Origin of the sequence: Romboutsia sp. (assembly GCF_051659545.1) — a bacterium.
Lineage (GTDB): Bacteria > Bacillota > Clostridia > Peptostreptococcales > Peptostreptococcaceae > JBOFOR01.
In genome coordinates this window covers 1-20,866 of record NZ_JBOFOR010000289.1, presented here as the reverse complement: position 1 = coordinate 20,866, position 20,866 = coordinate 1, and the positions used below count along the sequence as shown (strand labels likewise).

General features: G+C 28.6%; 18 protein-coding genes and 1 pseudogene. 3 read left to right on the top strand and 16 right to left on the bottom strand.

From position 1 onward, the window contains the following. Positions 1-113: 113 nt before the first annotated feature. The 3 genes from ACRC03_RS17220 to ACRC03_RS17210 all read right to left on the bottom strand — a co-directional run bounded on the left by ACRC03_RS17220 (position 114) and on the right by ACRC03_RS17210 (position 3,752). Positions 114-1,064 (bottom strand): 4Fe-4S dicluster domain-containing protein, encoded by a 951-nt coding sequence (locus ACRC03_RS17220; protein WP_438653832.1) that lies wholly within the window; start codon positions 1,062-1,064, stop codon positions 114-116. A 20-nt stretch (positions 1,065-1,084) separates the two neighbouring features. Next, on the bottom strand, positions 1,085-2,764 hold the full coding sequence (locus tag ACRC03_RS17215) for a CoA-disulfide reductase (protein ID WP_438653831.1): 1,680 nt from the start codon (positions 2,762-2,764) through the stop codon (positions 1,085-1,087). A gap of 124 nt (positions 2,765-2,888) precedes the next feature. Beyond that, positions 2,889-3,752: a LysR family transcriptional regulator gene (locus ACRC03_RS17210; RefSeq protein ID WP_438653830.1), complete on the bottom strand. Its 864-nt coding sequence runs from the start codon at positions 3,750-3,752 to the stop codon at positions 2,889-2,891. Positions 3,753-3,857: 105 nt separating this feature from the next. Between ACRC03_RS17210 and ACRC03_RS17205 the strand changes: the two genes are divergently transcribed. Continuing rightward, entirely contained in the window at positions 3,858-5,120 is a 1,263-nt protein-coding gene (locus ACRC03_RS17205) for an APC family permease (protein WP_438653829.1), read from the top strand. A 149-nt stretch (positions 5,121-5,269) separates the two neighbouring features. Here ACRC03_RS17205 and ACRC03_RS17200 read toward each other — a convergent pair whose 3' ends face one another. From ACRC03_RS17200 to ACRC03_RS17175, 6 genes are all read right to left on the bottom strand, one after another. Further along, positions 5,270-6,697, bottom strand: a complete 1,428-nt coding sequence (locus ACRC03_RS17200) for a 6-phospho-beta-glucosidase (RefSeq protein WP_438653828.1) — start codon at positions 6,695-6,697, stop codon at positions 5,270-5,272. Between the two features lie 61 nt (positions 6,698-6,758). Then, positions 6,759-8,660 (bottom strand): beta-glucoside-specific PTS transporter subunit IIABC, encoded by a 1,902-nt coding sequence (locus tag ACRC03_RS17195; RefSeq protein WP_438653827.1) that lies wholly within the window; start codon positions 8,658-8,660, stop codon positions 6,759-6,761. Between the two features lie 108 nt (positions 8,661-8,768). Further along, positions 8,769-9,620 carry a BglG family transcription antiterminator LicT gene (gene licT / locus ACRC03_RS17190; RefSeq protein WP_438653826.1) on the bottom strand — a complete coding sequence of 284 codons (852 nt, stop codon included), beginning with the start codon at positions 9,618-9,620 and terminating at the stop codon, positions 8,769-8,771. Between the two features lie 188 nt (positions 9,621-9,808). Next, the gene (locus ACRC03_RS17185; RefSeq protein ID WP_438653825.1) at positions 9,809-10,939 is read right to left on the bottom strand and encodes an ABC transporter permease; all 1,131 of its coding nucleotides are present in this window, start codon (positions 10,937-10,939) and stop codon (positions 9,809-9,811) included. A 1-nt stretch (position 10,940) separates the two neighbouring features. Beyond that, on the bottom strand, positions 10,941-12,047 hold the full coding sequence (locus tag ACRC03_RS17180; protein WP_438653824.1) for an ABC transporter permease: 1,107 nt from the start codon (positions 12,045-12,047) through the stop codon (positions 10,941-10,943). An 11-nt stretch (positions 12,048-12,058) separates the two neighbouring features. After that, on the bottom strand, positions 12,059-12,991 hold the full coding sequence (locus ACRC03_RS17175; protein ID WP_438653823.1) for an ABC transporter ATP-binding protein: 933 nt from the start codon (positions 12,989-12,991) through the stop codon (positions 12,059-12,061). Positions 12,992-13,227: 236 nt separating this feature from the next. Between ACRC03_RS17175 and ACRC03_RS17170 the strand changes: the two genes are divergently transcribed. Continuing rightward, entirely contained in the window at positions 13,228-14,076 is an 849-nt protein-coding gene (locus ACRC03_RS17170; RefSeq protein WP_438653822.1) for a HipA domain-containing protein, read from the top strand. A gap of 2 nt (positions 14,077-14,078) precedes the next feature. Further along, entirely contained in the window at positions 14,079-14,471 is a 393-nt protein-coding gene (locus tag ACRC03_RS17165) for a hypothetical protein (protein ID WP_438653821.1), read from the top strand. Positions 14,472-14,544: 73 nt separating this feature from the next. Here the strand turns inward: ACRC03_RS17165 and ACRC03_RS17160 are convergent, their stop codons facing one another. From ACRC03_RS17160 to ACRC03_RS17130, 7 genes and pseudogenes are all read right to left on the bottom strand, one after another. Continuing rightward, positions 14,545-15,183: a response regulator gene (locus ACRC03_RS17160; RefSeq protein ID WP_438653820.1), complete on the bottom strand. Its 639-nt coding sequence runs from the start codon at positions 15,181-15,183 to the stop codon at positions 14,545-14,547. Between the two features lie 4 nt (positions 15,184-15,187). Continuing rightward, positions 15,188-16,282: a sensor histidine kinase gene (locus ACRC03_RS17155; protein ID WP_438653819.1), complete on the bottom strand. Its 1,095-nt coding sequence runs from the start codon at positions 16,280-16,282 to the stop codon at positions 15,188-15,190. 111 nt (positions 16,283-16,393) lie between these two features. After that, a complete protein-coding gene (locus tag ACRC03_RS17150; protein WP_438653818.1) occupies positions 16,394-17,251 on the bottom strand; it encodes an AAA family ATPase in 858 nt (285 codons plus the stop codon). A gap of 77 nt (positions 17,252-17,328) precedes the next feature. Then, positions 17,329-18,477 carry a histidine kinase dimerization/phospho-acceptor domain-containing protein gene (locus ACRC03_RS17145; RefSeq protein WP_438653817.1) on the bottom strand — a complete coding sequence of 383 codons (1,149 nt, stop codon included), beginning with the start codon at positions 18,475-18,477 and terminating at the stop codon, positions 17,329-17,331. 176 nt (positions 18,478-18,653) lie between these two features. Continuing rightward, the gene (locus tag ACRC03_RS17140; RefSeq protein WP_438653816.1) at positions 18,654-19,127 is read right to left on the bottom strand and encodes a hypothetical protein; all 474 of its coding nucleotides are present in this window, start codon (positions 19,125-19,127) and stop codon (positions 18,654-18,656) included. Continuing rightward, positions 19,099-19,506 (bottom strand): annotated as a pseudogene (locus ACRC03_RS17135) (winged helix-turn-helix domain-containing protein); the annotation flags it as partial. The pseudogene ACRC03_RS17135 and the gene ACRC03_RS17140, both read right to left, overlap by 29 nt. A gap of 256 nt (positions 19,507-19,762) precedes the next feature. After that, positions 19,763-20,866: GNAT family N-acetyltransferase (locus ACRC03_RS17130; protein WP_438653815.1), on the bottom strand; the 1,104-nt coding region annotated here is incomplete at its 5' end.

Sequence of the window (20,866 nt, the reverse complement as noted above, 5' to 3'; positions counted from 1 at the left end):
TAATTTCATTTTTACTTAATTATTCCCTTATGTTCATTGTCTAATGCAATCTTTAATTTAAATGTAAAGAAAGCATACCAAAATTTTGATATGCTTTCTTTGTATTTATATTATTAGCATTTAGCTCCTGCTACTGTTTCTATTTCTAGTATATCTTCTTTATTTTTTAATAAGTTATTACTTATCAACATCTTTTCTGCTTTTTCTATACCTAATCTATCCACAGTTTCTCCGAAACGTTCTCCTGAGATTCCCTTACTTTTGAATAGAAGTACTGATTTTTCAACCACTCCAAGCGCTTCTTCCTTTGTGAATAACTTGTTGATAGCGTTTCCCATACGTACTTGTTTACCCCATTTCCCACCTAGATAAATTTTGTACATTTCTTCACATTCTTCAGTTACTTTAAATACGCACTTACTTAGACATCTACCACAATTGTTACATTTATCATTTTCTACTACTATCTTTTCACCTTGTAAACTTACTGCATCCATTGGACAATTTTCTATTACTCCACATTTAGCACAGCCCCTACATTTGTCCATATCAAACTTCATTACCCTTTGACCTACTAGCCCTATATCGTTAAGATCTGGTTTTGCACAGTTATTTGGGCATCCACCGATTGCTATTTTAAACTTGTGAGGTAAAACTACATCGTAGTATCCTTCATAGAAACGCTCATGCATTTCAGTTGCTATTCCATGAGTATCACAAAGTCCAAATACACAAGTTGAACCCTTGCATGCAACTATTGGACGAACTCTTGAACCAGTTCCTCCTGTTACCATGCCTTCTTTTGCTATATACTCTCTAAATGGCTCTATGTTATCAAAGTCAATCCCTTGAACTTCTACAGTTAGTCTAACTGTAAAGCTTATATTACCATTCCCAAATCTCTCTGCCGCTTCACTTAATATAGCCATTTGTCTTCCTGTAAGTATTCCATTTTCAGTTATTATTCTTCCTGAAAAATTTCTAGTTCCTCTATTGTGTAAAAACCCCTTACCTTTTACACTTTTTATTTGTTCTTGTGTTAATACTATTGTAGTAGTATCCATTGTTCTCCCCCTAAGATTAATTATTTAATATAGCATGGTGCATGTTCTGCTATTTTACTATTTATTATTGAGCTATATAGTCTGTAGCCTCCACTAAGGTTATAACAATCAAATCCTTTAGCACTTAGTATACGACAACCTATGTAACTTCTTAGACCACTATGGCAGTGTACATATATTGGCTTAGTATTATCTAATTCATCTAATCTGTTTCTTAAATCATCTACCGGTATATGAATAAACCCATCTATTCTTCCATTTTCTACTTCTGCATTTGTTCTTACATCTAGTAATGTAATACTACCATCTCTAGGTAAGTTTTCTATGTCATGCCAATGGAAGTTTTTAACTTTATCAGTTAAGTGATTTTCTATTACATATCCTGCAAAGTTTACTGGGTCTTTTGCAGAACCAAATGGAGGTGCATAACACATTTCAAGTTCTGTTAAATCATAAGCTGTCATTCCACCTCTTATTGCAACTGCTAATACATCACAACGCTTATCTACTCCATCAAAACCAACAACTTGTGCTCCTAATATTTTTCCAGTACTTTTTTCATATATAGTCTTTATAGACATATTATTTGCACCTGGATAATATCCTGCATGAGAAGCAGAATAAGTAAACACCTTATCATAATCAAGATTGTTTGCTTTTGCTACAGCTTCAGTTATTCCAGTTGCAGCTACTGTCATATCGAAAATTTTAAGTATTGATGAACCTTGAGTATTTTTATATCTAGTTTTTATTCCACAAATATTATCTGCAACTATTCTTCCTTGCTTATTAGCTGGTCCTGCTAAAGGAATATGTGATTTTTTATTAGTAACAAATTCTGTTATCTCTATTGCATCACCTACTGCATATATGTCATTGTCTGATGTTTGCATATATTCATCAACAACTATTGCACCTCTAGTATTTAGTTCAATACCAGCTTCTTGAGCTAATTTTGTATCCGGTCTTACTCCTACAGACATTATTACCATATCAGTAGTAATTTCGTCATTATCTAATTTTATAGTTAACTTATCAGAATCTTCTAGTATAGCACTTACCTTATCATTTAATATTAAGTTAATACCTTTTTCTCTTAGGTAATTATGTACATCGCAAGCCATATCGTAGTCTAAAGATGCTATTACATGGTCTGACATTTCAACTAACGTAACATCTAATCCTGCTTGTTTTAAGTTTTCTGCCATTTCTATTCCTATAAATCCTGCTCCAACTATAACTGCACTTTCTGGAAATTCTTCATCTACGTACTCTTTAATTTTTAAAGTATCTGGTATATTTCTAAGTGTAAATACCTTTGAATTTGTAGCTCCTTCTATAGGTGGTACAAATGGTTTAGCCCCTGGAGATAGTATTAATTTATCGTAAGCTTCTAAGTAAGTTTCACCTGTATTTATATTTTTAATTGAAACAGTTTTATTTTCACGGTCAATAGCTACTGCTTCTGATAATACTCTTACATCTACGTTAAAACGAGTATTAAAACTTTCTGGTGTCTGTAATACTAGAGCACTTCTTTTTTTAATGTCTCCTCCAATGTAATATGGAAGACCACAATTTGCAAAAGATATGTAATCCCCTTTTTCAACCATTATAATCTCAGCATTTTCATCAAGTCTTCTTAGTCTTGCACATGCAGATGCTCCACCTGCAACTCCTCCAACCACAACTACTTTCACAAAATCACTCCCCCAATTTTATTCTTAATATAATTATAGAACTCTTTTACATATAAAAAAAATATATTTTTTTTATTATTATCATAGTATTTTTACTATTAATAGTTGCTTAAATAATCAAATTTTATTTCCAATCTTTAGAATAAAATTCAACTAAATCTATAAACTCTTTCATAGAAGGAAATATATTTTTATTTTTGTGATAAACAACCTGAGTATATAATATTTTTTTAGTATCTAAATCTATTATATTCAACCTTTTCCCTTCATCCTTAACAGTAATTGATGGTACCAAGGAATACCCTAATCCAATAGATACATATTGTTTAATCATATCTATAGAACCGGTTTCTATAATTCTATCCCATATAGCGTCTTTTTCTATTAAATATGCCTCAAAAACTTTTCTATAAGAACATCCCTTTTCAGTTAAATATACAGTATGATTATGTTCGTATAGCATATCAATTCCATTGTCTTTTGGAAAAATAATACTAAATTTTTCTTCACATAATATTTTACTTACTAACCCTAAATACTCCTGTTTCTCCTCAATATGAAAAGTCAAATCCAACTTTCCGTTTAAAACCATGTCTCTAAGTTCTACACAATTTCCATGTTGAAGTATTATATCTACATTAGGATGTTTATATTTGTATTCGTTTATCAAATCATACAGCCTATATTTCAATAAAGATTCATATACTCCTATTCTCAATACTTCAACAGGTTTATTTTTATTATTCATCTCAATAATATATTGATATTGTTCTACCAACCCTTTAGTCTTTTCATATAGTTTTTCTCCAAAAGGTGTTAAAGTGTTTTTTTTCCCTATTCTATCAAATAGTTGTTCATTATAATGTGATTCAAGTTCTTTAATATGAAGTGTCACAGTAGATTGAGCATAATTTAGATAAGTTGCAGCTTTTGTAAAGCCCCCCACTTCTACAACTGAATTGAAGGTTATAAAATTTCTAATATCCATAAAACTCCTCCCATCAGAATTTATGATGATGTGTATCATTACTTTTAATTAGACTAATTCCATAATATAGCATAATATTATATTAAATTAATGGAGGTGTCTATAATGAATAAAAAAATTGGTCCTATGTTGTTAAGTGGACTTATGATTGGTCCTATTCTTGGAAGTGGTGTTGTTTTATTACCTACACTTGCATACAATAAACTTCATGGTACTGCTATTTGGGCTTGGCTTATCATTATGTTTTTAGGAGCTTTATTTGCAATGATTTTCTGCAAACTATCAGTTTTATATCCTGGAGATGGAGGCATGACTATTGCAATAGAGAAAACTCTGGGAAAGAAATTTAAATTATATTCCTCTTTTTTATTACTCTCTGCTGTTTCTTTCGGACCTTGTGCTGTATTTTTAACCGCATCTAACTATTTAAGTCATATTCAATTTTTTTCTATCGTTCCGAAACCTATAATTGCTACCATACTCGTACTTGTTAGTTTTGTGCTTTTATTAAAAGATTTGAAGTTTATTTCTACCTTAAGCTTTATAATATCTACAATCATTGCTTTAGTTCTTATAATTTGTTCTATATCGGTTCTAGTTTTGCACAAACCTAATATCTCACCTATTCAATCAGTAGAAATCATTCCTTTTGGAAAAACTATTATGTTACTATTTTGGGCTATTATTGGTTGGGAAATTGTAGGTAATTATTCTGATCAAGTAAAGGATTTAAAGAAAACTATTCCATTAGCAACGATAATAAGCTTAGCTGTAATTACACTAACATATCTTATAATTGCCTTAGCTATTCAGTCTTTTGCTTATTCTGATAATTTATCTATGGTACAAATACTTGAACCTATTTTTAAATCAAATGCCTCTACTGTATTAGCTCTATTAGTTGCTGGCCTTTGCTTATGTTGTTACTTACTAATTATAGGGTCTTGTTCGAGATTAATCTTATCTTTATCTACAGAGAACTATTTACCTAAAGTTTTTCAAATAAAAAATAGAAATAATATTCCCTATATCGCTTTATTGTACTTTACACTAATGCACATTACCGTATTAATATTAACCTATTTCAAGTTGTTAGATGTAGAAGGTATTGTAGCAATTGCTAATGGATTCTTTTTAGGAAATGCTTTAGTTGGATTAATTGCTTCTTTAAAAATTATCAATGGAATTATTTATAAAGTTGGAGGCATTATTCTTTCAATAAGTTTATTTATTCTTCTTTTATTTTCTTCTTCTAAAATTTTAATCTGTTTAGTCCTTGTCTTCTTGATTAGTGTTTTTATAAGTAACAAGGTTCAAAATTATTCTGACGATACTATGTCTATTATTACTTCAGAGCTTAAAAATTGATAAATTATATATAGAACAGAACTTGTTATAAATAATAAAGTTCTGTTCTTTTTTGTTATAGTTGAGCTTTCATATGTAAAATAAAGATATTTAAAAATAATTAGTTTAATTATTTTCTAACAACTTTATTTTTATTATATTATTACTTGTTAATCTAAATTTTCTCCATTTGAAGCAATTACTTTCTTATACCAATTAAAACTTTTCTTTTTAGTTCTTCTTAAGCTTCCATTTCCTTCATTATCTCTATCTACATATATAAATCCATAACGCTTTTCCATTTCACCTGTTCCAGCGCTTACTAAGTCAATCGGTCCCCATGAAGTATATCCTAATAAATCTACTCCATCTATACTTACTGCATCATGCATAGCTTTTATATGTGCCTTCAAGTAATCTATTCTATAATCATCTTCTACATAACCATTTTCATCAGAAGTATCTTTTGACCCTAATCCATTTTCTACAAGAAACAGTGGCTTTTCATATCTATCATATATATGATTTAAAGTAATTCTTAAACCTAATGGGTCAATTGGCCATCCCCATTGGCTATATGTAAGATGAGGATTTTTAGCAGATGTAAATATATTTCCTTCTGCTACATCGTCAACATTTTCATCAGTTCTAACACAACGACTGTTATAGTAAGATAATGATATAAAATCAACAGTATGCTCTCTTAATAATTCTATATCTCCAGGTTCCATTACTGGAGTAATCTCTTTTTGTTCCATATATTTTAGTGCATAGTTAGGATATTTTCCTCTAGCTTGAACATCCACGAAAAAGTAATTTTCTCTATCTAATTTTGTAGCTTCCCATACATCATTAGGGTTGCAACTATAAGGATAAACACTACCTGCTGCAAACATACATCCAACTAGATTGTTTGGATCAACTTCATGTGCAATTTTAGTTGCAATTGCACTAGCTACAAGTTCATGATGTGCAGCTTGATATTTTACTTTTTCAGTGTCTTCTCCTTCTTCAAAGCAAATCCCAGCTCCCATAAATGGTGCATGTAAAATCATATTAATTTCATTAAATGTTAACCAATATCTAACTAGTCCTTTATATCTTCTAAAAACTACATTACATAATTTTTCAAAGAACCCTATCATTTTACGATTACGCCATGCTCCATATTCTTTTATTAAATGCATAGGACAATCAAAATGTGTAATAGTAACTAAAGGTTCTATTCCATACTTTTTACATTCTTTAAATATATCTTCATAGAACTGAAGTCCCTTTTCATTTGGAGTTTCTTCATCACCTTTTGGAAAGATTCTACTCCATGCAATACTCATTCTATATACTTTAAATCCCATTTCAGCAAATAGTTTTATATCTTCTTTGAAGTTATGGTACATATCAATTCCTGTTTGAGCTGGATAGTAATGCTCTTCATCAAAATCAAACATTTTTAATTTACCAGTAATAACTGCACTTCTATCTTTTCCTGTAGGGCATACATCTACATTTGCTAATCCTCTTCCATCTTGATTATATCCACCTTCACATTGATTAGCTGCAGTTGCTCCTCCCCATAAAAAATCTTTGTTAAATGCCATGGTCACTCCTCCTAATAATATATAAGCAAAGCACTGGATATACCAATGCTTTGCTTTTTATTTAAAATACGACTGTTAATAAATTCTTTTCTAATTCAATTTCTTTACTTTCCGTCTGTGCTATTTCTAAGAACTCAGCTGAATTTGTAACTACTACTGGAGTTACTACACTATACCCTGCTTCTTTAATTTCTTCCATATCAAAAGTCAATAAAGTTTGTCCTTTAGTGATTTTATCCCCTTGTTTGACATGGGCTTTAAATCCTTTACCTCCAAGTTGAACTGTGTTTAAGCCTATGTGTATAAGTACTTCTACACCACTTTCTGAAAGTATTCCTATAGCATGTAAGCTTGGGAATAAAATTGTAACCTCACCATTTACTGGTGCAACTACTTTTCCATCAGTCGGCACAATTGCAATACCTTCACCTAATACACCTGAAGCAAATGCAGCATCTTCAATCTCACTTAAATTTACTATTTTACCTTTTATAGGACTAGCTATTATTTCTTTTGTTAATTTATTAGTTTTAGCTTCTTCTTTATTTATTTTTATTTTTTCTTGTTCTATATTTTCTTCTTTATATAAAACCATTGTTAATACAAAGGCTACGACCATTGATATAGCTATACCACTAAGAGCTACTATTAAATTACCCATACCTCCATTTGGTTCAATCATTGCTGGAAGTTCAAATATTCCCATTCCACCAGTTATAAATTTTCTAAGATTGAAAGCACCTCCAATACCACCTGCTATACAACTTATTATAAATGGTTTCTTTAAAGGTAATAGAATACCATAAATCGCTGGTTCTGTTACACCAAATATACCTGATATAAAGTTCGGTAATGCCATTTCTTTAATTTTCTTATCTTTCGTTTTAAAGAATATAGCTAATACAACTGCCGAAGTTGCAAATGTACATGCAAAGAAAGGCATCATGACATTATCATATCCCATAGTCATAACATTGTTTATGTATACAGGAATGAATCCCCAGTGCATTCCAAAAATAACAAGAATCTGCCAAGAGAAACCTACAATAGCTCCTGCTAATAATGGACTAAATTCTCTTATTGAAAACACAGTTTGAGAAACAAGTGTAGAACCAAACGTTGCTATAGGTCCTATAACTATAAGTGCCACAGGTAATGCTACTAGCATTGTAAGCATAGGTACAAAGAAGAACTTAACTAAATCCGGTACGAATTTGTTAAATAATTTTTCACACTTAGCTGCAAAGTAAATTACAAATATAATAGGTATAACTGTACCTGTATAATCTATTGAAATTACTGGTAATCCGAAGAAATCAATATATACAGGCGATGCAAACATTGTTCCTTGAAATAAAGTATATAATACTTCTGTTCCCGCTGATATACTACTTCCTTGAATTCCTGGATAGCACATTGCTGCCCCTAAAGCTAATCCTAACATTGGTTTTAGCCCAAATTTCTTAGCTGCTGTATAGCCTAAGAATAAAGGTAGGAAAGTAAATAATGCATCACCTGCTGCATTTATTATCATATATCCACCAGTTGTAGCACTATATAATCCCATCGCTACAAATAAAGCATTGAATCCTTTCAGCATACCACAAGCTGCCATAATACCTAATACAGGTTGGAATATTCCTGATATAATATCTATTCCTCTATCTAATAGACTTCCTGTTTTTTTGCTTTCCGAAGATGTACTTTCATCATCTAAACCAATTATTTCGCATACATCTGCGTATACATCTCCTACATGATTTCCTATGACAACTTGATATTGTCCTCCACTTTTCATTACTGTAACAACATCTGCCATACTCTTTAACACATCATCATTAGCTATATTTTCATCCTTTAACTTAAAACGTAACCTTGTAATACAATGTGTTAATCCATTAATATTTTCTTTTCCGCCAACATTTTTAATTATGTCCTGCGCTAATTCTTTGTACTTACCCATTTCTAATTTCCTCCATATTTCTTAAAATTTATTATTTGAAATTTGAAGGTTTGGCCAACTTAATGTTACCATCCAACCATAGGTGTAAAATATTTATACTACTGAGTACTACTCAGGTTGTACCTTTGAATCTTGCACTATTTTAGCTACATGTATTGTTAAATAAATCATTTCATCATCCGTTAAGATGTAATTATATTGCTTATTTATAAAGTTTTTAATTTTTACAATACATTCAAACTCTCTACTATATTTAGCTTTTATAATTCCTAATAATTCTTTATCTGTATCACCCTCATGTATATTGTTAGAAAGTAGTCTTTGAGCAAAAAACTTTAAGTGCATTATGAATCTATAATAAAACACAGATTCTTCTTTAAATTCAATACCAAAATGGTATCTAACTATATTCAGTATTTCTTGCATTAACTTAGTTATGTCATAGATGATTTGTTGCTTTTCATTTAACTGAGCATTTACAATATGAAATGCAATAAATCCAGCTTCATCATCTGGAAGCCTAATACCAGTTCTTTCTTCAATAAGGTCTAGTGCCTTCATTCCAATTTCAAATTCTTCTTTGTAAAATCTTTTAATTTCCCAAAGTATAGCATTTTTTACTGTTATACCTTCTTGGATTCTTTTAATTGCTGTATATGTATGATCACTTAATGAAATATAAATACTTTCATTTAATTTTGTGTTTAATCTAGATTGAGCATAATCTATTATTTCTGATGATAAATTCATGTGCTCAATAGGAATATTATTTAAAAGCTCTTGAAGTTTACTTGAAACTTCTTTATTTAATATTCTAAATACTTTATTTATTTTTCTGTTATCAATGGTTTCTCCCTTTGATTTTTGATAGCCTATTCCTTTTCCCATAACTATTGTTTCTTCACCATTTTTATCTAAAGTAATTACTACGTTGTTATTCAGTATTTTATTAATTATCATATATACCTCCTTTTAAGCATTAAAAAAGCCCATTCATAATAAACACCTCTACAAAATGTAAGTGTCTACCAATGAATAGGCTTAGCTTGTACTTAAACAATTACTACCCAATTCCGATTTCAATTATTATAAATTTATAATATACTACATGTAGTATTTTGTCAACGTTTGCTTTTACCTAATTTTTATTAACAACTTAGTTTATTTCCTTTTCTATTCTCTATCACTAAGTACATTATTATAAGTACTAAAGATATTGAAATTGCAGCTAATAGATCTAATCCTATACTTAAACTATCTCCATTAAATAAGATTTTCGTGTACGCTGAATTTATCCAAGTTAAAGGAAAAACTAAAGATATATTTTGAATTACCTCTGGCATTAATGCCATTGGCACAAATCCTCCGCTTAACAAGCACATAGGAGTTATTAGAATCGAAAGCAAAGTATAATACATACTTGAATTATTAGATACACTTAAAATTGTTAAAGCTATTGCTATTCCCATAAATGACAATGCAAGTGATAGTATTATCATCCAACCTAAACTAATATTTAAACTTGGATTTAGAATATAGAAAGTAGCTACTAAAATTACACTTTGTAGTACCAATAATATATAACATCCTAATATATGACCTAGCAGATATTGTGGCTTGCTTATTTTAGATACAAGTATTCTCTTATCTATTTTTGCTTCTCTTTCTTTTAATAAAGGAACTAAACATCTTCCTCCTATGAACAAAAATGCCATTGTAAATAATCCAAACATAGTTGTATATGGCATAATCTTTTGCATTTCACTTCCTTCATAGTCAATTTTATATTTATTTTTTTCATAACTTTCATAAGCCTTTAAGTATTCTTCTTTATTATCACCTAATGAGTTCGCTTGCATGATTCTAGTATTTAAAATACCAAGAACATAGTCTTTATTATTACCTTTACTTTGTGATATAACTTTTATTGAATCTTCTTTGTTAGCTTTTATATCCTTATATATATCTTCACTATCTATTATTACCCCTACTGATATATCTCCATTATCCAAGCTTCCTCTTAAATCTTTTTCGCTAGCTTTTATAAGCCTAGTTTTAAATTTATCCTTTGGTAACAGTTTTTCTACTATTTCACTTTTATCTTTTGTATATATACCTACATTGAAATATTTTCCACTATCCTCTACAGATTTATCAACTCTATCACTAATTATATTTACAAATAAATTAACTCCTATTGGTAGAACCAATATTAGCCAAAACCATCCTTTTAAGGTTGTTTTTAAGTTGTGTTTTAATATAGTCATAATGTTATTCATACTATCTCACCACTTTTCTTTTTAAAATTAATACTGATATTACTATTATTATCATAGATGCTAATAGTCCTATGCCTAATGTTGTATATAAATTTTCAAAATTATTTGAGATTACTAATGAGTTAAATTCCCTACTTATCCATACAAATGGGTTTAATTTTAATAATGATAGTTCTTCTACAAATCCATTCATATCTGGCATAAGCTCTCCTGATGCTAAAACCATAATGGTAACAAGAATAGATGTAACATTTTCTCCATCTGTTCTTTTTTTACATACTGCTGTTGCAAATATTCCTATAGAAACTGCCAATATACTTAAAATACTCATTAGTGCTAATACAGGTAATATATTTTGCGTGCTTATTTTAACTCCATATAAGATGCCTACTGCAATTAACATTATAATCCCTAGCCCTAATATAACTACAAATGAGCCAACTAACTCCAAAAATACTAGCTTAAATATTTTTATTGGAGATGACTTTACTCTTAATCCTAATTTTTCTTTTAGGTAAAAAGTATTTTTAAATGAGCATATACTTAGTGCAAGTATTGCCATTTGTAACATTACTATAGAAAAATATTTAGCATAATCTTTAGTTTCATTATTTGTAGAATCATCTTTGTACTCAGTTACTTTTACTACCCCATTACTTTCCTTTGGTGTTTTTCCTTCCTTAGCTATTGCTTCATATATAGACATTGAATTGAAAAAGTCTTCGGTTAAAATTTCAATATGGTTTTCACTTACATTTAAAGTATTGCTACCTTCAAATGTAATCTTCTTGTTTTCTTCATCTATGATCACATATAAATCATTTTTACGATTTTCTTCTTCATTATTAAACTGCCTTTCCTCATAAATATCCACATCTAAACTAAGTTTTTTATTTTCCTTATCAAAATTTTCTAGTACCTTTACATAGGCTTTTGTAGTTTCACTATTTTTATCAGCTACTATCCCTATTTTTAAACTTTCGTTTCCACCTTCAAAGTTAAATATAATTGAAAATATATAAGGAAGAATCATAACTAAAAATACGCATGAAATAAATACACTTTTATCTCTTAAACATCTTTTTATTGAAGACAAGATTATACTCATATTTTTTCCCCCTAGTCTCTTAATTTTCTACCTGTAAGATTTAAGAATACATCTTCAAGTGTTAATACTTTACTTTGAATATCTAAGATTTTAATTGCTTTATTGCTTAAGTATAATATAAACTCATTCAAACCATTAACTTCTCTATCAATACTTACAAGAATTTTATTTCCTTTAAACTCAACGCTATCTATTCCTTTTATAGCCGTTAGTTCTTTTTCATTTATTTCAGTTATGTCATTAACCATTATTTCAAATTTATTTTTATCTGTTATGATTTCTTTTAAAGCTTCTTTAGTTCCACTAGCAATTACTTTTCCTTTATCCATTATTGCTATGTTGTCACAAATTGCTTCTACTTCCTCCATGTAATGTGTAGTGTAGATTACTGTGCATCCATTTTTATTTAAAGTTTTTATAGATTTCATTATATGATTTCTAGACTGTGGATCTATACCAACTGTTGGTTCATCTAGTATTAGTAATTCTGGCTCATGTACTATTCCACAAGCTATGTTTAGTCTTCTTTTCATACCTCCAGAAAAAGTTTTACATAATTTTTTAGCATCTTCTAAACCTACAAACTCTAATGCTTTTAGTGATTTTTCTTTTAACTCTTTTCCTTTAAGGTCATACAAACTTCCAAAGAACATTACATTTTCTAAGGCTGTCATATCTTCAAATACAGCTAAATCCTGTGGTACTATTCCTAGCTTTGCTCTTATATTTGCATTATTTTTATTTAGTTCTTGGTTGCATATTTTTATATTCCCTCTATCTTTTTCTAATAGTGATAAAAGTATGTTTATTGTAGTACTTTTACCTGCTCCGTTAGGTCCTAATAATCCAAAGATTTCTCCTTTTTCTATAGATAGATTTAAGTTTTCTAGTGCAAAAGTATCTCCAAAACTTTTATATAATCCAGTTATCTCAACATATTTCATAGTTATTCCTCCCATATATCTTTATAGTTTTATTATATTGGTTTAGGCTATTTTTATTAAGTAGAAATGGTCATCGATTTACCATGACTAAAGTCATTTTTATCTTTAGCCTTTAGTCGTAAAACTTTAATTACCTTATATCAAAAAAATAGTAAAAATAATAAACAAAAATAATTATATGAATGAAATTTTAATATATAATATATATTAAACTAGATAACTTAAGAGGTGAATTTATGGTATATGATAAATTATCATATGAAGGGTTTAAAAAGTTAAAATGTAATAGCACAACAGGTGGCTTTTTATATAAAAGATATGTAGAAGATGAGTTTGGAAAAGTAAAATACTTAGATAAGCCTGGAACATTATATAATAAGAGATTTAGCAATAAAGAACCCGTTATAGAAGTTATATGTTATGAGATAGCATCATACTTAGGTGTATCCTGTGCTAAATACTATTTAATAGAAGAAGAATTAATGTTATCACCTTTATGGATTAAGCAAAATATATTAATTTCAAGAACAGAATGGTTTTTATCTAATAACGATAGATTAATTCATGCAAAAGATATAATAGGAAACGAGTTACTTAGAAAACCTGATGCATATAAGAAATTTATAGAAATCTTTCCTCATTTAGAAGATGACTTAAATAACATGGTTCTATTTGATTATCTAATTAATAATACTGATAGACATTTTAAAAACTTTGCTGTTATACAAGATACGTCAACTAATAACTATAGGTTCGCTCCACTCTATGACCATGGTTCAAGTTTAGGTGTTGATTATGACAGTGAATATTTAGAGGCTGTTATGGATGATGATATAGATGATTATGACTTAGACTTAAATGTAAATATTGAAAACTGTGATGTAAGTAAAACATTTAGTTCAACACACAAAACATCTATAAATTTACTGAAAAACACACAACTACTACATGGTACTTCTATTGATGATATTCTGAAAATAGTTGATAAATATTCAATGTATTTAGATAATAATCTTATAAGTTTTATAAAAGAGCTATTATCTATAAGATATCAATTTATAGTTGAAAAATTTGGAGGAAAGTAAATATGGAGTCATATAAACTATATAATAAAGATTTATATTTAGGAACTATAACTTATGATAAACCCACTGATAAATATTATTTTGAAAAATCAATGGCATCCACAGGTTATCCGGCTCCTATATGCAAAAACATAATAAGTGGTGAGTGCAAAGAAATAGTAGGAGATAAAGAAGTTCGTGATTTTATAGAAGATAGGGTATTACCAGAAGATAGACAAGCAATAGATGATTTTTTATTTCCACTAGATATGTTAGTCTGGGATGCATGGGAGCTATTTGTAAAAACAAGTGGGATGACTATGATTGATATGTTTTGGATAGATAGTTATGGAGCAAAATCATATAAAGACCACTGTAGGGAGACAGGAAAATTACCATATGAAACATATCTGTAATACAATATATTTTTATATGCCATCTTCAAAAGTATAGCAGAACCTTTAATGTAACTTAAAGCTAAAAGCACTCTTAGTCAGGTTTGAGTGCTTTTTTGCTATTCAAGTAAGTTATGGCTATTTGCGTTCTATGTTTTAAGTCCATTTTTGATAATATAGATGTTATGTGGTTTTTAACTGTACCTTCTGATAAAAATATTTCACTGGCTATTTCTTTATTAGAATGACCTTCTGATATAAGTCTTACTACTTCTTTTTCTCTATCTGTCAAATTATAAATCTCTAAACTTTCATCTTTTTTGCTTTCGATGGCTAGTTTAGATATTATTTCAGCTTCAAAAACACTATTACCTAAATTAACAGACTTAATACCACTTATAATTTTTTCTGGCTTACTATTTTTTAGTAAATATCCATTAGTTTTATGCTTTATAGCACTGCTAATTAAGTTTTCTTCATCAAAAGTTGTAAGTATTAGTACTTTAGTATCTACTTTTTTCTTATTTATTTCCTCTAATACCTCTTCACCATCCATTACCGGCATCCTCATATCTAGTAGTACTACATCTACTTGATTTTTAGCTAAGTAGTCTATACACTCTTTTCCATTTTCTAAGGTAGCTATTACTTCTATTTCAGGGTCTGCTCCTATTATTATCTTTAATCCTTCTCTTATTAAGATATCATCATCTACTATAATCAAACGTATCATTTACTCACCTCTTAAGTATTATTAATGTTGAAAAACCATTTTCATTGTCAAAATAAACATCCCCACCTAAGTTAATTATTCGTTCTTCAATTCCTATTAATCCCATACCTTTTTTTAAGCTACCTTTATAAGCCCCATTATCTTTTATATGTAATCTAATAATTTTATTTAGTACACTAATTTCAAGATTTAGTAAATCTCCTGTTGAGTATTTTATACTATTAGTTAATATTTCTCTACAACAATCTATTAATGCCCTCCAGTATACTAGATTTACTTCATTTAGATCACCTTCTATTTTTAAGTTAGTACTTATGTTGGATTTTTGAGAAAAGTCATCTATTATTCTTTTTAGGTTATTTAGGTTTACTTCTTCTTGCTCTGGTTTTATTCTTCTTAAAGTTTGTCTAATATCATCCATTCCATTTCTTAGATTATCTATTACATTTTCGAGCATTTCTTTTCCTTTCTCAGTATCATTGATTATAACTATCTTTAGTGCTTCTAGTTGAATAATGCTACCTGCTAAAGTATGTCCTATTTTATCATGGAGTTTTTGTGATATTAGATTTCTTTCTTCTATCTTTACAGCTTCTATATTTTGGTGCGCTGTTTTATTTTCTTTTTTTCTGATTTCTTCTAGAGTATTATTTTTTTCTCTTAGTTTGTAGTTATCTTTTTCTAATTTTAAAAGTCTAGATTCATAATTCATAATTTCATAGATAAATATACTAGCTATAATTCCAAGAAACATATTTGTGTAATATAGTTCAATTTTTATTGCTAATAAGATATATACTATTAACAAGGAGTATCTTCCACCATAATTTTTAACTTTTAAATATTCAGTTATTAAAAATATTAAATTTGGTAGTAAAGGTGGGTATATATATGTAACTACTGTTGTATATAATATGTTAGCTAGTAGTAGCTTAGTGTTTTTTAGTTTTATTGTATATAACATATACATAGATATACTAATGCTTAATACTACTATACTTATTGGTTTACTAAGTTTATCTAGGTATAAGTTACTTTCTGTACAGTATAAAATCATGTTTATTGACAGCATAATATATGCGGTTATTCTATATAGCATGGTTATTCTCCCTATATTTTATTATAGGTATATTATATTTTATTATAAAAATAAAAACCATATTGTTTTATTTCAATATGGTTTTAAAAGCTTTGATAATTTTAATTTAATTTAATTAAATTCTTCTTCTCGATCTTTGAAGAACTCATAATATGTACGTACAGTCTCTAATTCTGTCCATCTTTTTACATTTACAGGATCTTCATCTAAATCATATATCTTAGCACCTTTCATCCCCAGCATAAATGGTGAATGTGTTGATATAATAAACTGACAGTTTAAAAATCGTGCAGCTTCTTCAATATATTTAATCAACTCTATCTGACGCTTTGGAGAAAGACTATTCTCAGGTTCATCTAAAATATATAATCCATTTTCGCCTATCTTCTCAAAAAAATATCTAAATGCATTTTCTCCATTTGAATATTCTCTTACATTATCCATTAAATTGTGACGAATATATTTTGATTGAGTTGTACTTTTAGCGCAATTTACTTTTTTTAATTGTTCGTAATCTTCTAAAGATCTCATTTGAAATCTAGAATATTTTGTATCTAAATAGTCTCCAAATAATTCTTCTCGTTTTAAATCAATGCCTTCATTTATATTTCTAACATTTAACATATAGTCGAATACATCATCACTAGTTATTATCCTACTATCTTCAGGAATTTCTTCTTCTATATGTATTTCACATAAATCTACATAATCTAAGTAAAAATTAGATTTATTAAATATAGAGTCTCTATTTACTCCTATTTTTTCTGCTATTACATTTAGTGCTGTTGATTTTCCACAGCCATTTCCACCATATAGTATTGTGATTGGCTCAAAATCTATTCTTTCAAATCTATTTTTAGATAATACTTTGAATGGGTAGAAAGATTCAAAGCAAGTTCTTTTTTCATCTAGTATAAATCTATATTCTATATCCTCACTTGGAAATATAAAGCTCTCTAAATATATCATTTCATCTTCCTTTCACAGTTGATATTTCTATTGTATACTTACTAAATATTTTTAACAACTTATACTAGATTATTTCATTATTGGAAACTTGCTATATCGAAATATATATTTACAATAAATAAATCTCCTATTATATCAACTTTTAAATCTCCACCCTGTGCTTCTACTAGTCCTTTTGCTATAGCAAGCCCTAGTCCTGAACCTTCAGTGTGTCTAGATAAATCTCCTCTAGTAAATCTTTCTGTTATTTCTTCTGAATCAAAATTAAGTTGATATTTAGATATATTTTTAAAGTTTATACCTACCTTATTATCTTTTTCTTCTAAATCTATATATACTCTTGTACCTTCTAAGGAATACTTTATTATATTAGAAATTATATTTTCAAAAACTCTAAAAGTCTTTTGACCATCCGCTAGTATAAATACTTCTTCTTGTGGTACGTTTACTATAAAGTCTAATTTAGACTCTTCTATAAATTCTTCCATTTCTACTATTGATTGACTAAGTAACTGATTTATATCATTTTTTTCTAAGTTCATTTCTATATTATTACTTCCTATTTTAGATGCTTCAAATAAGTCTTCTATTAAAACTTTTAATCTTTGTGACCTTTTATCCAAGACTTGTACATAATCTTTTACATGTTCTGGTTGAATATCTTCTTTTTTCATTAAGCTTATATAGTTAATCATGGCTGTAAGAGGTGTTTTTAAATCATGAGATACATTAGTTATAAGCTCATTTTTCATTCTTTCACTTTTTAATCTATCTTCTACTGCTATGTTTATAGCTTCACCTATTTCATTTATGTCATTTACTATATCATCAAGTAGATTGTCCTTTTTTATTTCTATTTTGTAGTCTAAATTTCCACTTTTTATTTCATTTATTCCACTTTTTATTTTTTCTATTTTGTTTATTTTACTACCTATTATCCCTATTAGAGCTATAGGTAAGATTATAATCCCACACCATACTAAGACAACAAAATAGTCTGAATACCACTCATTAGTCATATCTAAAACCATAATATATAGAACGAATTGAGCTAGTATTATTGCTATTGTTGGCCATATGTTTTTTAGCTTAATATTCTTTATTTTCATTTCACCCAAGGAGTTAAATATCGGTATTTTGCTTAGTAGTTCTTCCTTACTTACTTCATCTTCATTTTTATATCCTAATAATTTTCCACTGTAATAATATACTATGTAAAGTAGCACTGTATTAATAAGTATATACAAAATACTGCCATTATTTTTGAACCTATAAAAATATAAGCTTCTTCCCTAAGATTATAAAATTGTAGGTATTTTATGTATAATGGGTCCTTATCGTTGGTATCTTTTATACTTTCAATGTCTCCAGCGTAAGGTATTGCTATATATGTAGTTACATCTTATTTTCTCATTTGCGCTATATTACCAAAGTGCTTTGTTGATACTCTAATCTTTTCACTTCCCTCTATTCTATACATTACATTTTGCTTAAAGTTAATTTCATAAACTAGTGAATAGTTTTTTATTTTCTTCATGTATTTATCAAAATCAAAAATATTATTAGAGTACACGTCTTTACTATCATTGTTTATAGTATATATCTGAGCAAGTGTATGATTAGATATAATATTTTGAGTTTCATTTTTATATTTAAGCATTTTTTCACTTGCACCATCTCCAACTACTGTATATACAGAATTTGTAGCTATCTCATACAAAACGCTCTCAAACTGATGACTAGTATAAAAATCTTTATTCTTTAAATAATCATTATGAAATCCTATTTGTTTAAAATTAAATGCTATGATACTTATACAAAAACATATCACTAATGATATTATATTTTTACTTTTTATCAATTTTATATCCAACACCCCACACCACCTTTATATATTTTGGATCTTTTGGATTTATCTCTATTTTTTCTCTTATCCTTCTAATATGTACTGCTACTGTTCTGTCGCAGTTGTACCCTGGTTCTTCCCATATACTTTCATAAATTTGCCTTGATGAAAATACACGCCCTTGATTTTTTAATAAAAGCTCTAGTATTTTATACTCTATAGGAGTTAATTTTACGATTTCACCATCTACAGTTACTTCTTTGCTAATATTATCAAGAATTAACTCACCATTTCTTAATTTATCAATACTCTCTTCTTTAAAATTCCCAAGTGCTATATATCTTCTTAAGTTAGATTTAACTCTTGCCACTAGCTCTAATGGATTAAATGGCTTTGTTATATAGTCATCGACTCTACTATATCTTTATCATCATCAACTAATAAAATATTTCCTTTTATCACCCTCATCACCTCGCTTTTAATTTTAACATTATTATACATTTAATAACAATTTGTTTACTTTATAAATATTAGTATATAAGTTACTTTTTAAGATAAAGTACCTAAATTATTAAGATTTTATTAATATTTAAACCACAAAAAACACATTGACTAAATTATCAATGTGTTTTATATTTCATTGGTTTTTAATTGTATAATCTCTTTTAGAAATAATCAGAAAAATATGGTGTCTGTTGCTCTATTGCATCTTCTAACATATCTAACGTTTCTGGACTACAAGAAAGACGACCGATTTTGTGAAGATAGTCTGGACGCTTGTATCCCAACAACATAGTAGTCATTGTTTGAATGTTAATTCTATCATTAGTCCTATTTGAAGTACGAGTTACTTCACCTTTTCCATCCCTAGTAATTATTAATGTAAAAGAGCCTTGATTCCAAGAAAGTAGTGGATCATCCATTGTAAATGTCCATTCTCTATCTATTGTATCTGGTTTAAATGGATACTGTGCAATAAACTCCTCTAAGTCAACAATTCTAGCCATAAAATAAGGAGAAATACTCTCTTTTATATCTGCATCCTCTAATAGAAATGCTAAGGGCTCATCTGTATATGTATTTCCTATAACTTTTGTAATCATTGAAAAATGCGCACTGATAAAATTCCATAACCCGCCACGAGCTTCTTCATTGACAAAAATCATATCTTTAATATGGAAAATTTCATCCTTCATACCATAAAGTACATAACCATCAGGCTGATTATCTTCATTGTAATATACTGCAGCCATCAAATCATCAGTATCCCAAAGTAAATACTCATTCCAAGCCAAATTATCACGTAATAATGCTCCATGAGTTTGAAGTGCAAATCGCTCATAAGCTTTTTTTACTTCTTCACTTTCCACATCAACTCTTTCTACCTCTCCAGATACTTGTCTATTCTTAGGTAATTGATAATCATTAATTTCATAAGTAATTTTGTCAGATATAATTTCCCATCCTTTTCTACGGTAGTATGGAATAGAATATGGATATAGGTAAGATATTGACTGTTTTTTGTTTCTCATAGTTTCCAGACCTTTATACAGTAGTTTGTGCATCAAACCTTGGTTCGCATACTCTGGATAAGTACCAACACCTGTAAGTCCTCCCATATCATATGTTCTATTAAATATTCTAACTCTCATAGGATAGACTGCAACTTGAGATATTAACTTATCACCATCAAACCATCCCCAAACCTCAGCTTTCTCTAATGCAGGTGATTTTGCTCTAATTATTTCTTTTTCTTCCCATCCGATTTC